Here is a 13,342-nt window from a genome sequence, read left to right on the forward strand (position 1 = left end):
CCATGACCACGCTCACCGCGCAATCGAGGCGCCGGCGCTCGGCGCTGCGGACACTCGCCTTCATGTCGCCCTGGCTGATCGGCTTCGGGGTCTTCTTCGCCTACCCGCTGATCTCCACGGTCTACTTCTCCTTCATGCACTACGACGGCTTCCGGCCGCCGACCTGGAGCGGGGGCAGGAACTGGGCCTACGTCTTCCGGCACTACCCGCTCTTCTGGCCCGCCCTGCGCAACACCCTGTGGCTGGTCGTGATCATGGTGAGCCTGCGCGTGGTGTTCGGGCTCGGCGTCGGCCTGCTCATCACGAGGATCAGGACCGGCACGGGCGTCTTCCGCACCCTGTTCTACCTGCCCTACCTGGCCCCGCCGGTCGCGGCCACCATGGCCTTCGCCTTCCTGCTCAACCCCGGCACCGGACCCGTCGACTCGGTGCTGGAGAAGGTGGGCGTGCCGGCGCCGGGCTGGTTCAACGACCCCACCTGGTCCAAGCCGGCGCTGACCCTGCTGGCGCTGTGGGGCGTGGGCGACCTGATGGTCATCTTCATGGCCGCGCTGCTCGACGTGCCGAAGGAGCAGTACGAGGCCGCGGAGCTGGACGGCGCCTCGGCCTGGCAGCGCTTCCGGTTCGTCACGCTCCCGAACATCTCCCCCATCGTGATGTTCGCGGTGGTCACCGGCGTGATCCAGACGATGCAGTACTACACGCAGCCGCTGGTCGCCGGGAAGGTCGCCTCGGGCGTGATCCAGGGCGCCGGCACCCAGTTCGAGCCGGGCTACCCGGACAAGTCCACGCTCACCCTTCCCCAGCTCGTCTACAACCTCGGCTTCCAGCGCTTCGACTACGGGTCCGCCTGCGTGGTGGCACTGGTGCTCTTCGCCCTGTCGATGGCGTTCACCACGCTGCTGATGCGGCGCCGGGGCGGCCTCCTCCAGGCAGGTGACTGACCATGACCCACGTACTGGACCAGCCGGTCAAGCCGGCGCCCACGGTGCCGTACGGCGCCGAACGCACCGCCCGCCGCCGCGCCCTGCTGGAGTGGATCGCGGTCCACTCCCTCGGCGTCGCCGCCGCGCTGTTCTTCACCCTGCCGTTCGTGTTCGTGTTCCTGACCTCGCTGATGAGCGACAGCCAGGCCCTCAGCCGGGACCTGATCCCGCACACCTGGGAATGGGGCAACTACCGGAAGGTCTTCGACACCCCCGGCTTCCTCACCTGGTGGCGCAACACCCTGCTCTACGCGGGTCTCGGCACCGTCCTGACGGTGGTGTCCTCCGTCCCGGTGGCCTACGCGCTCGCCAAGTTCCGCTTCCGGGGCCGCAATCTGTCCCTCATGCTGGTCATCTCGATGATGATGCTGCCCCCGCAGGTGGTCATCATCCCCATGTACCTGTTCTGGGCGAAGCAACTGGACCTGTCCGGCACACTGTGGCCGCTGATCGTCCCGATGGCGTTCGGGGACGCGTTCTCCATCTTCCTGCTGCGCCAGTTCCTGATGACGATCCCGAACGAGTACCTGGACGCGGCGCGCGTGGACGGCTGCGGGGACCTGCGGACCCTGCTGAAGGTCGTCCTGCCCATGGCCAGGCCCGGGATCGCCGCCGTGGCCCTCTTCCAGTTCTTCTACGCCTGGAACGACTACTTCGGCCCGCAGATCTACGCCTCGGAGAACCCCGGTGCCTGGACGCTGAGTTATGGCCTGGAGTCCTTCAAGGGTGCCCACCACACCGACTGGAACCTCACCATGGCGGCGACGGTGCTGGTCATGGCCCCCGTGATCCTCGTGTTCTTCTTCGCCCAGAAGGCGTTCGTCGAGGGCGTCACCCTCACCGGAGTAAAGGGTTGATCCACGTATGAAACTCACCGTGGTCGGCGGCGGCTCGACCTACACCCCCGAACTCATCGACGGCTTCGCCCGCCTCAGGGACACCCTGCCCGTCGAGGAACTGGTCCTCGTGGACCCGGCGGCGGACCGCCTGGAACTCGTCGGCGGCCTGGCCCGCCGCATCTTCGCCCGGCAGGGCCACGCGGGGCGGATCGTGACCACCTCCGACCTGGACGCGGGCGTGGACGGCGCCGACGCCGTCCTGCTCCAGCTGCGGGTCGGCGGGCAGGCGGCCCGGCAGCAGGACGAGACCTGGCCGCTGGAGTGCGGCTGCATCGGCCAGGAGACCACCGGCGCGGGCGGCCTCGCCAAGGCACTGCGCACGGTCCCGGTGGTCCTGGACATCGCCGAACGCGTCCGCCGCGCCAACCCCCGCGCCTGGATCGTCGACTTCACCAACCCCGTCGGCATCGTCACCCGCGCCCTGCTCCAGGCCGGGCACCGCGCGGTCGGCCTGTGCAACGTGGCGATCGGCTTCCAGCGCAAGTTCGCCGGACTGCTGGGGGTGAGCCCCGCGGACGTCCACCTCGGCCACGTCGGCCTGAACCACCTCACCTGGGAGACGGAGGTCCGGCTGGGCGGCCCGGAGGGCGAGAACGTCCTGTCCAAGCTGCTCGGCGAGCACGGTGACGCGATCGCCGACGACGTCCGCCTGCCGCGCCCGCTCCTGGACCGCCTGGGCGTGGTCCCCTCCTACTACCTGCGGTACTTCTACGCCCACGACGAGGTCGTGCGCGAACTGCGCACCAAGCCTTCCCGGGCGGCGGAAGTCGCCGCCATGGAGGCGGAGTTGCTGCGCATGTACGGCGATCCGTCGCTGGACGAGAAGCCGGCCCTGCTGGCGAAGCGAGGGGGCGCCTACTACTCGGAGGCGGCCGTGGACCTCGCGGCGGCGCTGCTGGGCGGCGGCGGCAGCCCCTACCAGGTGGTCAACACCCTCAACCGGGGCACGCTGCCGTTCCTGCCCGACGACGCGGTGATCGAGGTGCAGGCCGCGGTCGGCCCGTCGGGCCCCGCGCCGCTGCCGGTGCCCGACCTCGACCCGCTGTTCGCGGGCCTCGTCGCGAACGTGACCGCCTACGAGGACCTCGCCCTGGAGGCCGCGCTGCGCGGCGGCCGGGACCGGGTCTTCCGCGCCCTCCTCGCCCATCCGCTGATCGGCCAGTACGCGTACGCCGAGACCCTCACCGACCAGCTGATCGCACACAACCGGGAGCACCTGGCGTGGGCCTGACCGCACCTGAGACCGCGCGCGTCCTCGCCGTCGACGCGGGCAACAGCAAGACCGACGTGGCCGTGGTCACCGCCACCGGAGAGGTGCTGGCCACGGCACGCGGCGGCGGCTTCCGTCCGCCCGTGGTCGGTGTGGCGGCCGCGCTGGACGCGCTGGCCGAACCGGTGGCGCGGGCGTTCGCCGACGCGGGCGTGACGTCCGTCGACCACGTCTCCGCCTGCCTGGCCAACGCCGACCTGCCGGTCGAGGAGGAGCAGCTGGCGACCGCCCTCCGGGCACGCGCGTGGGGGCCGGCGGTGGAGGTCCGCAACGACACCTTCGCGATCCTGCGGGCCGGTGTGTCCGAGCCCCGCGGGGTCGCGGTCGTCTGCGGCGCCGGCATCAACTGCGTCGGTATGCGCCCCGACGGCCGCACGGCCCGCTTCCCGGCGATCGGCCGGATCTCCGGGGACTGGGGCGGCGGCTGGGGGCTGGCCGAGGAGGCGCTGTGGCACGCGGCGCGCGCCGAGGACGGCCGGGGCGGGCCGACGGCCCTGTCCCGCACGCTCCCGGCGCACTTCGGCCTGCCGTCCATGTACGCCCTCATCGAGGCGCTCCACCTGGAGCACATCGGGCACGACCGGCGGCACGAGCTGGCCCCGGTCCTCTTCGCGACGGCCGCCGAGGGCGACGGGCGGGCCCGCGCCATCGTCACCCGGCTCGCGGAGGAGGTGACGGTGATGGCCACCGTCGCGCTGACCCGCCTGGGCCTCCTGGAGGAGGAGACACCGGTCCTGCTCGGCGGGGGCGTCCTGACCGCGGGCCACGCCCAGCTGGACGACTCCGTCCGCGAGCTGCTGGCCGCCCGTGCCCCGAAGGCCGACGTCCGCGTGGTGACGGCGAGCCCGGTCCTCGGCGCGGTGCTGCTGGGCCTGGACCGGCTGCGGGCGGGCGTGGAGGCGCAGGAGCGTGCCCGGGGTCACTGGCAGACGGGACACCCCTGATCACAGGGCCGTGCCGCCCGGAACCGAACACACGCTCCCGGCGTGTACATGAGCGGCGCACGCTGCGATCCGATCAAGATCCAGTGAAGGCCGGTGCGGAATGTCGGTCCGTGCGGCGATACTTGGCGGCGTACGGATGACCATGGGGGAGGTCGAGTGACACACCCGCCGAAGAGCGCGAGCCCGCCAGCGGTGGGGCCCGGCATGCCCGCGGCCCCCGGCATCCCCGCCCAGTCCGCCCGGCCGGCCCCCGCGTCCGCCCCCGTCTCCCCCACTCCGCCCGGCCGCCGTACCGCCTTCGCGGAGGGCGTCGACCGCGTCCGGGCCGCCGCGACGACCGAGCCCGGGCGGCTGCGGATCATCGGAGCCGTACTCGCCCTGCTCGTCGTCGCGTTCGGCGCGGTCACCGCCTGGCAGAGCAGTGAGCGGGCGGCCGCCGCCGACGACGTGCTGCACAGCAGCCAGCCGCTCAGCTCCGGGGCGGCCGCCATCTACCGGTCGCTGGCGGACGCCAACACGACAGCGTCCAGCGGGTTCCTCGCGGGCGGCCAGGAGAGCGCCGCCTCCCGCGACCGGTACGAGAAGGACATCCGCACCGCCGCCTCGGGCCTCGTGACCGCCGCCGCCAACGCCGAGCCCGGCTCGGCCTCCGAGGCCACCATCGCCAAGCTGAACCGGCTGCTGCCCGAGTACAAGGGCCTCATCGAGCGGGCCCGGACCTACAACCGGCAGGGCTATCCGGTCGGCGGTGCCTATCTGCGGTACGCCAACGAGAAGATGCAGACGCGGATGCTCCCGGCGGCGGAGGACCTCTACACCAAGGAGAACCAGCGGCTCGACGCCGACTACGCGGACGCGACGCCGTACCCGTGGGCCGCCATCGCCCTCGGTCTGCTCGCGCTGGCCGCGCTCGGCTGGGCCCAGCACCGCACCTACCAGCGCACCAACCGCGTCCTCAACCACGGTCTGGTGGCCGGCAGCGCCGCCACCGCGGTGGTGCTGCTGTGGCTGGTCGTCGGGCACACGATCGCCCGGTCCGGCCTCGACGGCTCCTACGACAACGGCATCCGCTCGCTGAGCGTCCTGCACGACGCCCGGATCGCCTCGCTGAAGGCGCGCGGCAACGAGAACCTGAGCCTGGTGGCGCGCGGAGCCGAGACCATCACGGTAGGCGGGAAGCCCTACGACGCGTACTACTACGACTTCGACAAGGACATGGCCGTGCTCGGCAAGGGACTGAGCCGGGCGGCGACGCTCGCCGACGACCGGGCGGGCACCACCCCGGTCAAGGCGGCCGAGGGCAACATGGCGGTGTGGAAGCAGCGCCACGCCTCGGCCCGCGCCGAGGACGAGAACGGCAACTTCCAGCAGGCGCTGGACAAGGTGATCGGCGCGAAGGGGGCGACCGGTGAGTGCTTCGACAGCGTCGACGCCAACCTCGCCCGGGCCATCGACCACGAGCAGGCCGAGTTCCAGCGGTCCGCCGGCCACGGACGGGACGCCATGACCGGGCTCCCCGTGGGCGCGGCGGTCCTCGCGGTGCTGGGCGCGGCCGGTGCCGTGGCCGGCATCGGGCGCAGGCTTTCGGAGTACCGGTGACAGGGGGCGCAGCGATGTACGCGGCACGTGCACGGGCCTCCCTGCGGGGCTGGGGCGGGGTCGGCGCGATGGCGGTGCTGTGCGCGCTGGCGCTGGCGTTCGTCCTGCTGCTGCCCCGCACCCAGGCGCCTGCCGGGGACAGCCGGGTGGGGCAGCGGGTGGTCACCGGCAGCCAGGCCCGCGCGGACGGCTGCAAGGACTCCGAGGCGCAGAAGCAGACGCTGTCGCCGTCCGGCGCGGACGGTCCGACGATCGACGCCATCAAGGCCCGTACGGGTGCCAAGCGCAAGCTGGTCGTCGGCGTCGACCAGAACAGTTACCACTGGGGCTACCGCAACCCGAACACCGAGGGCGCGGAACTGGAGGGCTTCGACATCGACCTGGTGCGCCGGATCGCGCAGGACATCCTCGGCGACCCGGAAGCCGTGCAGTTCAAGGCGATACCGACCAGCCAGCGCATACCGGCGATCCAGGACGGCCGGGTGGACATGGTCGTACGGACCATGACCATCACCTGCGACCGTCTGTCGCAGGTGGCGTTCTCGGCGCCCTACTTCAAGACGGGTCAGCAGGTCCTCGCGCCCAAGTCCGCGCCGATCAAGGGTTACGGCGGTTCCCTCGCGCACAAGAAGGTCTGTACGGCGGCCGGTTCGACCGCATACACCAAGCTGGACGCGGACCGGAAGGCCGGCGAGCTGCCCGCCTCCACCGACATCTCCACCACCGTGCCGAACCAGCTCGACTGCCTGGTGCGGCTGCAACTCGGCGAAGTGGACGCCGTGGTGACCGACGGCGCGCTCGCCGCGAGCCAGGCCGCCCAGGACCCGACCGTCGAGCTCAAGGGCGAGGCGTTCACGACCGAGTACTACGGCGTGGCGATGAAGAAGGACGCCACCGATCTGGTACGCCGGGTCAACCGCATCCTGGTGGACTATCACGAGCACGGCTGGCAGGCGTCGTACGACAAATGGCTGTCGGCGACACTGGGGAAGGACTCGGCGGCGTCCGAGCCGCCCGCGCCGCAGTATCTGCGCACGAGCTGAACACCGTGGTGGACGACAGGCCGACCGGACAGCAAGCGAGAGGTGATCGATGGGCGTCACGGACCCCGCCGGGCCGGTGATGGACCGGGACGAGGTGGACCGTGCGCTGGCGCGGCTCGGCCAGGAGCACGAGGCGATCGAGACCTCGCTGCTGGCGCTGCAGGACCATGCGGGCCGCAGACTCCTCGAGGGTGCCGAACTGACCGGTCTCACCAAGGAGCGCTGGCAGGCCGCCGAGGCCCGGATCACCCTGCTGTGGGGGTACTTCGACGCCTACGCGGACGCGTTGCGCGCCGCCCGCGAGATCCGCGCCCGGCGCCGCTGGTCCAGCCGCGAGGACCTGGTGGAGCTGACCGGGCGGCTGCGCGGCGAGTCCGTCACCGTCGCCGGGGACGGCACGCTGAGCGAGACGTTCACGCTGTCCTCCCTGGTGGACCGGATGAACGAGCTGTACGCGACGAGCCTGGACATGGTCGTCGCCGCGGACGCCGTCTGGTCGGCGCTGCCCGCCCGGATCGATTTACTCGCCGCGGAGCTCCAGCGCACCCGCAGGCTCGCGCACTCCGTCGGCGTCCGCCCGGGCGAGCACCCCTCCGGTGACGACCTGGAGCGGATCACCCGCACGCTGACCAAGCTGCGCGAGGACGTCGTCTCCGACCCGCTCGCGTTCTGGGTGCCCGCCGAGGGCAGTTCGGCGCCCGGCGGGGGCCGCCCGGACACCACGGTGTACGACCGGGAGGCGCGCGCCCTGGAGGACGTGCGGCGGGAGATCGACGCCGTGCTCACCGTCCGGCAGGACGCCGAGGCGCGGCTGATCCGGCTGCGGGACGTGCTCTCGCGCGCCGACCGCACCCTCGCCGAGGCCCGTACGGCGCGCGGCGAGGTGCTCGCGAAGATCGCCGCCACCGAGGTGCCGGTGGTCAGCGGTCCGCCGACCGCGCTGCAGGAGCAGCTGGCGACGGCCGCCGAGTACCGCAGGCAGGCGCAGTGGCACCGGCTGTCCCCGCTGCTGGAGTCCCTGGAGCAGAAGGCGGAGGACGAACTGCTGCGCGCCCGCGAGTCGCTGAGCGCGGTCACCGCACCGCTCGCGGTCCGCGCCGAGCTGCGCGGCCGGCTCGACGCCTACCGGGCGAAGGTCGCCCGGCACGGACTCGCCGAGGACCCGTTCCTGATCGAGCGGTACGACGCCGCCCGGCGGATGCTGTGGAGCGCGCCCTGCGATCTGCGGGTGGCCGAACAGGCCGTGCTGCGCTACCAGCGGCTGGCGACCGAGCTGCTCGGCGGGCCGGGCGCGCCGGAGGACCGTAAGGGGGACCAGTCATGAGTCAGCCGGGGCAGACGTGCCAGCGGCCGGGCTGCGAGGGGACGTACGAGGACGTCGGCGGCGGCGAGCTGTACTGCGACACCTGCGGTCTCGCGCCCGTGGTGGCCGCGAACGGCATGGTCGGCTCGCCGCCCACCGGTGTCACCAGGGGCGCGGCGGACAGCGGCAGTTCGCGCAGCGCGCGGACCTCCTCGCAGTCGTCCAAGTCGCGCCGCTCGGTGTCCGGGCGGCTCTCCCGGTCCCTGTCGGGGAAGTCGACCGGCCGCTCGGTGTCGGTGCGCAGCTCCGGCTCCGCGTCCGGTACGTCGACGCGCGGCCGGCTGGGCGCCGGTCTGGTGAGCGTGCCGCAGGTGCCGCGGCCGGACCCGCGCGCGATGGTGCTGGCGAACCCGGAGGTGCCGGAGCGGAAGCGGTTCTGCTCGCGGTCGGACTGCGGGGCGCCGGTCGGCCGGGCCCGGGGCGAGCGGCCGGGCCGCACGGAGGGCTTCTGCACCAAGTGCGGGCACCCGTACTCCTTCGTGCCGAAGCTGAAGGCCGGGGACATCGTGCACGGCCAGTACGAGGTGGCGGGCTGCCTCGCGCACGGCGGGCTCGGCTGGGTCTACCTGGCGGTGGACCGTGCGGTGTCCGACCGGTGGGTGGTGCTGAAGGGTCTGCTGGACACCGGCGACCAGGACGCGATGGCCGCCGCGATCTCCGAGCGGCGCTTCCTCGCGGAGATCGAACACGCCAACATCGTGCGGATCTACAACTTCGTCGAGCACCTCGACCAGCGCACCGGCTCCCTCGACGGCTACATCGTCATGGAGTACGTCGGCGGCAAGTCGCTCAAGGAGATCGCGAACGCCCGCCGCACGCCGGACGGCAGGCGCGACCCGCTGCCGGTGGAGCAGGCCTGCGCGTACGGCATCGAGGCGCTGGAGGCGCTCGGTCATCTGCACAGCCGCAACCTGCTGTACTGCGACTTCAAGGTCGACAACGCCATCCAGACCGAGGACCAGCTCAAGCTGATCGACATGGGCGCCGTGCGCCGCATGGACGACGACGAGTCGGCGATCTACGGCACGGTCGGCTACCAGGCGCCGGAGGTCGCCGAGGTCGGCCCGTCCGTGGCGAGCGACCTGTACACGGTGGGCCGTACGCTCGCGGTGCTGACGTTCGACTTCCAGGGCTACACGAACGTCTTCGTGGACTCGCTGCCCGACCCGGACAACATCGAGGTCTTCCGCCGGTACGAGTCCTTCTACCGGCTGCTGGTCCGTGCCACCGATCCGGACCCGGCCCGCCGGTTCGCCTCCGCGCAGGAGATGTCCGAGCAGCTGACCGGCGTCCTGCGTGAGGTCGTCTCGCTGCAGACCGGGCAGGCGCGGCCCGCGCTGTCGACGCTGTTCGGGCCCGAACTGCGGGTCACTGACGCGGAGTTGTTCCCACGCCTGGCAGAGGACGTGTCCCGGCTGGGGAGCCGGCCGGGAGGCACCGCCGGGTCCGCGCCCGCCCTGCCGCCGCCGTCCCTGGTCAGGCCCGTCGACGTGCCGGCCGCCGCGCTCGCCCTGCCGGTCCCGCTGGTCGACCCGAACGACCCCGACGCCGGTTTCCTGGCGGGCCTGATGGCCTCCGCCCCGGCCGAGCTGATCAGCGCGCTGGACGCGGCGCCCGCCCGGACCGTGGAGACCCGGCTGAGGCTGATCCGGGCCCGGCTGGAGAGCGGCGACCAGGGGGCCGCCGTGTCGGCCCTGGCCGAGCTGGACGAGGAACGGCCGGACGACTGGCGAGTGGTGTGGTACCGGGGTGTGACCGCCCTGGTCACCGGTGACCACGAGGGCGCCGCGCTCGCCTTCGACGCGATCTACGACGCCTTCCCCGGCGAGGCCGCGCCCAAGCTGGCGCTCGGTCTGTGCGCGGAGGTGCTGGGCCAGTTGGACAACGCCGCCGAGTACTACCACCTGGTGTGGGCGACCGATCCGAGCTTCGTGAGTACGGCCTTCGGCCTGGCCCGGGTGCAGCTCGCGGCCGGGGACCGGCACAGCGCCGTGACGACGCTGGAGTCGGTGCCGGAGTCCTCCATCCACTACACGGCCGCCCGGGTCGCCGCCGTCCGGGCGCGGCTCAGACAGCGCACGGCGACCGCCGGTGACGTACCGTTCCTGGACGACCTGACCGCCGCCGCCGGACAGGTCGAGGCGCTCCAGGCGTACGGTCTCGACCCGGCGCGCCGCGAGCAGTTGTCGGTGGAGGTGCTCGGCTGCGCGCTGGACTGGATACTCTCCGGAGGCCAGGGCACCGCCCCGCCGGCCGCCGGCGGACGGGTGCTGCTGGGCAGCGGCCTGGACGAGCGGGGTCTCCGCTTCGGCCTGGAGCGCGCCTACCGCACGCTGGCCCGGCTGGCGCCCGGCGGCGACGAGAGGATCGAACTGGTGGAACGGGCCAACCGTTACCGCCCCCGGACGTGGGTGTAGTTGATGTCGCAGATGCCCCAGCAGGCCGCACTGCCGAAGTGCCCGAGCTGCGCGGAACCCGTCGAGACGGGTGACCTGTTCTGCGGAGCGTGCGGTCACGACCTATCGGTGGTGCCCGCCGCGCCGCAGGACCATCCGACGCTCACCATGACCGGGTCCGCCGCGGCCGGGGACGGCGTGGACTGGCCGGCCCCGGAGCCGACCGGCTCCGGCGCCACCCCGCCCGCGGCGCATCTGCCGACCGACCTGCCGGGCACCGACTCGGGCGGCAAGCCCCTGCCCGCCGACGGGGAACCGGCCACGCCCGGGGTCCGCTTCGACCGGCCGGCCGAGCCCGACGAGTACCCGTTGCAGGCACCCGACCCGCGGGCGTCCGCCGATGTCGCCGCGGCCGCCGTACCGGCCGCCGAGCCGGCGCAGGTGTGTGTGGCCTGCCGGGCGGGCCGGGTGGACAGCGACGGCTACTGCGAGAACTGCGGGCACGCCCAGCCCCGCGAACGCGACCACATGGAGCGGGAGTCGGGTCCGGTCGCCGCCGTCAGCGACCGCGGGCTGCGCCACCACCGCAACGAGGACTCCTTCGCCGTGGCTCACACCACGCTGCCCGACGGCACGCCCGCGGCGCTGGCCGTCGTCTGCGACGGGGTCTCCTCGGCGACCCGGCCCGACGACGCCTCGATGGCCGCCTCCCGGGTGGCCGGGGACACCCTGCTGGCCGCCCTGCCACGGGGCACCCATCCGCAGGCGGCCATGCACGAGGCGATCGTCGCCGCGGCGCAGGCCGTCAACGCGCTCGCCGAGGAGCCGGCCACGGCCCGCGAGCACTCCCCGCACCAGAACGCCCCGGCCTGCACGATCGTCGGCGCGGTCGTCACCTCCGGGCTGCTGGTCGTCGGCTGGGTCGGCGACAGCCGCGTCTACTGGGTACCCCGCGACGCCGACGCGCCCCCGGCCCGGCTGACCGAGGACGACTCCTGGGCCGCGCAGATGGTCGCCGCCGGCCTGATGAGCGAGGCCGAGGCGTACGCCGACGAGCGCGCGCACGCCATCACCGGCTGGCTCGGCGCGGACGCCTACGAACTGGAGCCGCACACCGCCTCCTTCAAACCGGACCGCCCCGGTGTCCTGGTGGTGTGCACCGACGGCCTGTGGAACTACGCCGAGACGGCCGAGGAGATGTCCGAGATCGTGCCCCCGGACGCGGCGGTACGACCGCTGCACAGCGCCCGGGTGCTCGTGGGGCACGCCCTGGACGGCGGGGGCCACGACAACGTAACAGTGGCGGTCCTGCCGTTCCCGGCGCCTCCGCAGGGGGCAGTATCGGCCTGAGGCCGTACAAAACGGCGTGCACGACGCCGTGGGGGACGGGGAAGCGGCGGCGGGCCGGAGGGGACCGGCCCGTCCACACCACCGCCTCGCGTCAGCGGGGTGCTGTCTAGGGGGAGTCGAACAAGCATGGCCATTTTCGCCAAGTCGAACGTGCCGCAGTTCTCGATGGACGTCTACCAGAACGAGTACCTGCCGGAGGGCGGCCGCGAGGTCAACGCCATCGTCACCGTGACGGCGACGGGCGGCGGCACCGTGGGCAGCGCGATCGCCGCGCCGGTGTACACGGCGGGCGGGCGCCCCTCCGCCGCGGTGGCGATCATGGTCGACTGCTCCGGCTCCATGGACTACCCGCCGACCAAGATGCGCAACGCCCGGGACGCCACCGCCGCCGCGGTCGACACCCTGCGCGACGGCACCCATTTCGCGGTGATCGGCGGCACGCACGTGGCGCAGGAGGTCTATCCGGGCGGCGGGCGGCTCGCGGTCGCCGACGCCGCCACCCGCGAGCAGGCCAAGCGGGCCCTGCGGCGGCTCAGCGCGGGCGGCGGTACGGCCATCGGGACCTGGCTGCGGCTCGCCGACCGGCTGCTGTCCTCCGCGGACGTCACCATCCGGCACGGCATCCTGCTCACCGACGGCCGCAACGAGCACGAGTCGCCGGAGGACCTGAGGGCCGCGCTGGAGGCGTGCGCGGGCCGGTTCACCTGTGACGCGCGGGGCGTGGGCACCGACTGGGAAGTGAAAGAAGTCACAGGGATCGCCTCGGCGCTGCTCGGCACCGCCGACATCGTGGCCGATCCGGCGGGGCTGGCCGCCGACTTCACGCGGATGATGGAGACGGCGATGGGCAAGGAGGTCGCCGACGTCGCCCTGCGGGTGTGGACGCCGGTCGGCACCACCATCCGGTACGTCAAGCAAGTCGCCCCCACCGTGGCGGACTTGACCGGCAGACGCACCGAGGCCGGGCCGCGCGCCGGGGACTACCCCACCGGGTCCTGGGGTGACGAGTCCCGCGACTACCACCTGTGCGTGGAGGTCCCGGCGGCCGGTCTCGGCCAGGAGATGCTCGCCGCCCGGGTCTCGCTCGTCGTCCCGCAGCCGGACGGGTCGGTGCACAACCTCGGCGCCCAGGGTCTCGTACGGGCCGTGTGGACCGACGACATGGCGGCCTCCACGTCGATCAACCCCCAAGTCGCCCACTACACCGGGCAGGCCGAACTGGCACAAGCCATCCAGCAAGGACTCGATCTGCGCAAAGCGGGCGATTTCGACGGAGCAACGGCGAAACTGGGGCGCGCTGTTCAGCTCGCCAATGTCTCGGGGAACGCGGATACTGCGAAACTGCTTGCGAAGGTGGTGGACGTGGTCGACGCCGCGACAGGTACTGTGCGGTTGAAGACGAGGGTCGCGGAGGCGGACGAGATGACTCTGGAGACCCGGTCCACAAAGACTGTTCGTGTAAAGAAGTGACGCTGGAAGCGATCCGAGCCAT

At 72.7% G+C, this 13,342-nt stretch carries 10 protein-coding genes; all 10 read left to right on the plus strand.

Annotated elements, in window-relative coordinates:
- Nucleotides 1–2: 2 nt before the first annotated feature.
- Nucleotides 3–944: a carbohydrate ABC transporter permease gene (locus tag ACF08B_RS20385; protein ID WP_392318633.1), complete on the plus strand. Its 942-nt coding sequence runs from the start codon at nt 3–5 to the stop codon at nt 942–944.
- A gap of 2 nt (nt 945–946) precedes the next feature.
- Entirely contained in the window at nt 947–1,843 is an 897-nt protein-coding gene (locus ACF08B_RS20390) for a carbohydrate ABC transporter permease (protein ID WP_392318634.1), read from the plus strand.
- 7 nt (nt 1,844–1,850) lie between these two features.
- Complete coding sequence (locus tag ACF08B_RS20395; protein WP_392318635.1) at nt 1,851–3,116, plus strand: 6-phospho-beta-glucosidase; 1,266 nt, start codon at nt 1,851–1,853, stop codon at nt 3,114–3,116.
- Complete coding sequence (locus ACF08B_RS20400) at nt 3,107–4,099, plus strand: N-acetylglucosamine kinase (RefSeq protein WP_392318636.1); 993 nt, start codon at nt 3,107–3,109, stop codon at nt 4,097–4,099. The genes ACF08B_RS20395 and ACF08B_RS20400 overlap by 10 nt, the downstream gene beginning before the upstream one ends.
- 204 nt (nt 4,100–4,303) lie before the next feature.
- The gene (locus ACF08B_RS20405; protein WP_392318637.1) at nt 4,304–5,698 is read left to right on the plus strand and encodes a hypothetical protein; all 1,395 of its coding nucleotides are present in this window, start codon (nt 4,304–4,306) and stop codon (nt 5,696–5,698) included.
- 14 nt (nt 5,699–5,712) lie between these two features.
- Nucleotides 5,713–6,741, plus strand: a complete 1,029-nt coding sequence (locus tag ACF08B_RS20410) for a glutamate ABC transporter substrate-binding protein (protein ID WP_392318638.1) — start codon at nt 5,713–5,715, stop codon at nt 6,739–6,741.
- Between the two features lie 49 nt (nt 6,742–6,790).
- Nucleotides 6,791–8,065 (plus strand): hypothetical protein, encoded by a 1,275-nt coding sequence (locus ACF08B_RS20415; protein ID WP_392318639.1) that lies wholly within the window; start codon nt 6,791–6,793, stop codon nt 8,063–8,065.
- Complete coding sequence (locus tag ACF08B_RS20420; RefSeq protein WP_392318640.1) at nt 8,062–10,521, plus strand: tetratricopeptide repeat protein; 2,460 nt, start codon at nt 8,062–8,064, stop codon at nt 10,519–10,521. The genes ACF08B_RS20415 and ACF08B_RS20420 overlap by 4 nt, the downstream gene beginning before the upstream one ends.
- 3 nt (nt 10,522–10,524) lie before the next feature.
- Nucleotides 10,525–11,850, plus strand: coding sequence for a PP2C family serine/threonine-protein phosphatase (locus ACF08B_RS20425; protein ID WP_392318641.1), 1,326 nt, complete (start codon nt 10,525–10,527; stop codon nt 11,848–11,850).
- Nucleotides 11,851–11,976: 126 nt separating this feature from the next.
- The gene (locus tag ACF08B_RS20430; protein ID WP_392318642.1) at nt 11,977–13,320 is read left to right on the plus strand and encodes a VWA domain-containing protein; all 1,344 of its coding nucleotides are present in this window, start codon (nt 11,977–11,979) and stop codon (nt 13,318–13,320) included.
- Nucleotides 13,321–13,342: the final 22 nt, after the last annotated feature.

Source organism: Streptomyces sp. NPDC015139 (assembly GCF_043079785.1).
Lineage (GTDB): Bacteria > Actinomycetota > Actinomycetes > Streptomycetales > Streptomycetaceae > Streptomyces > Streptomyces albidocamelliae.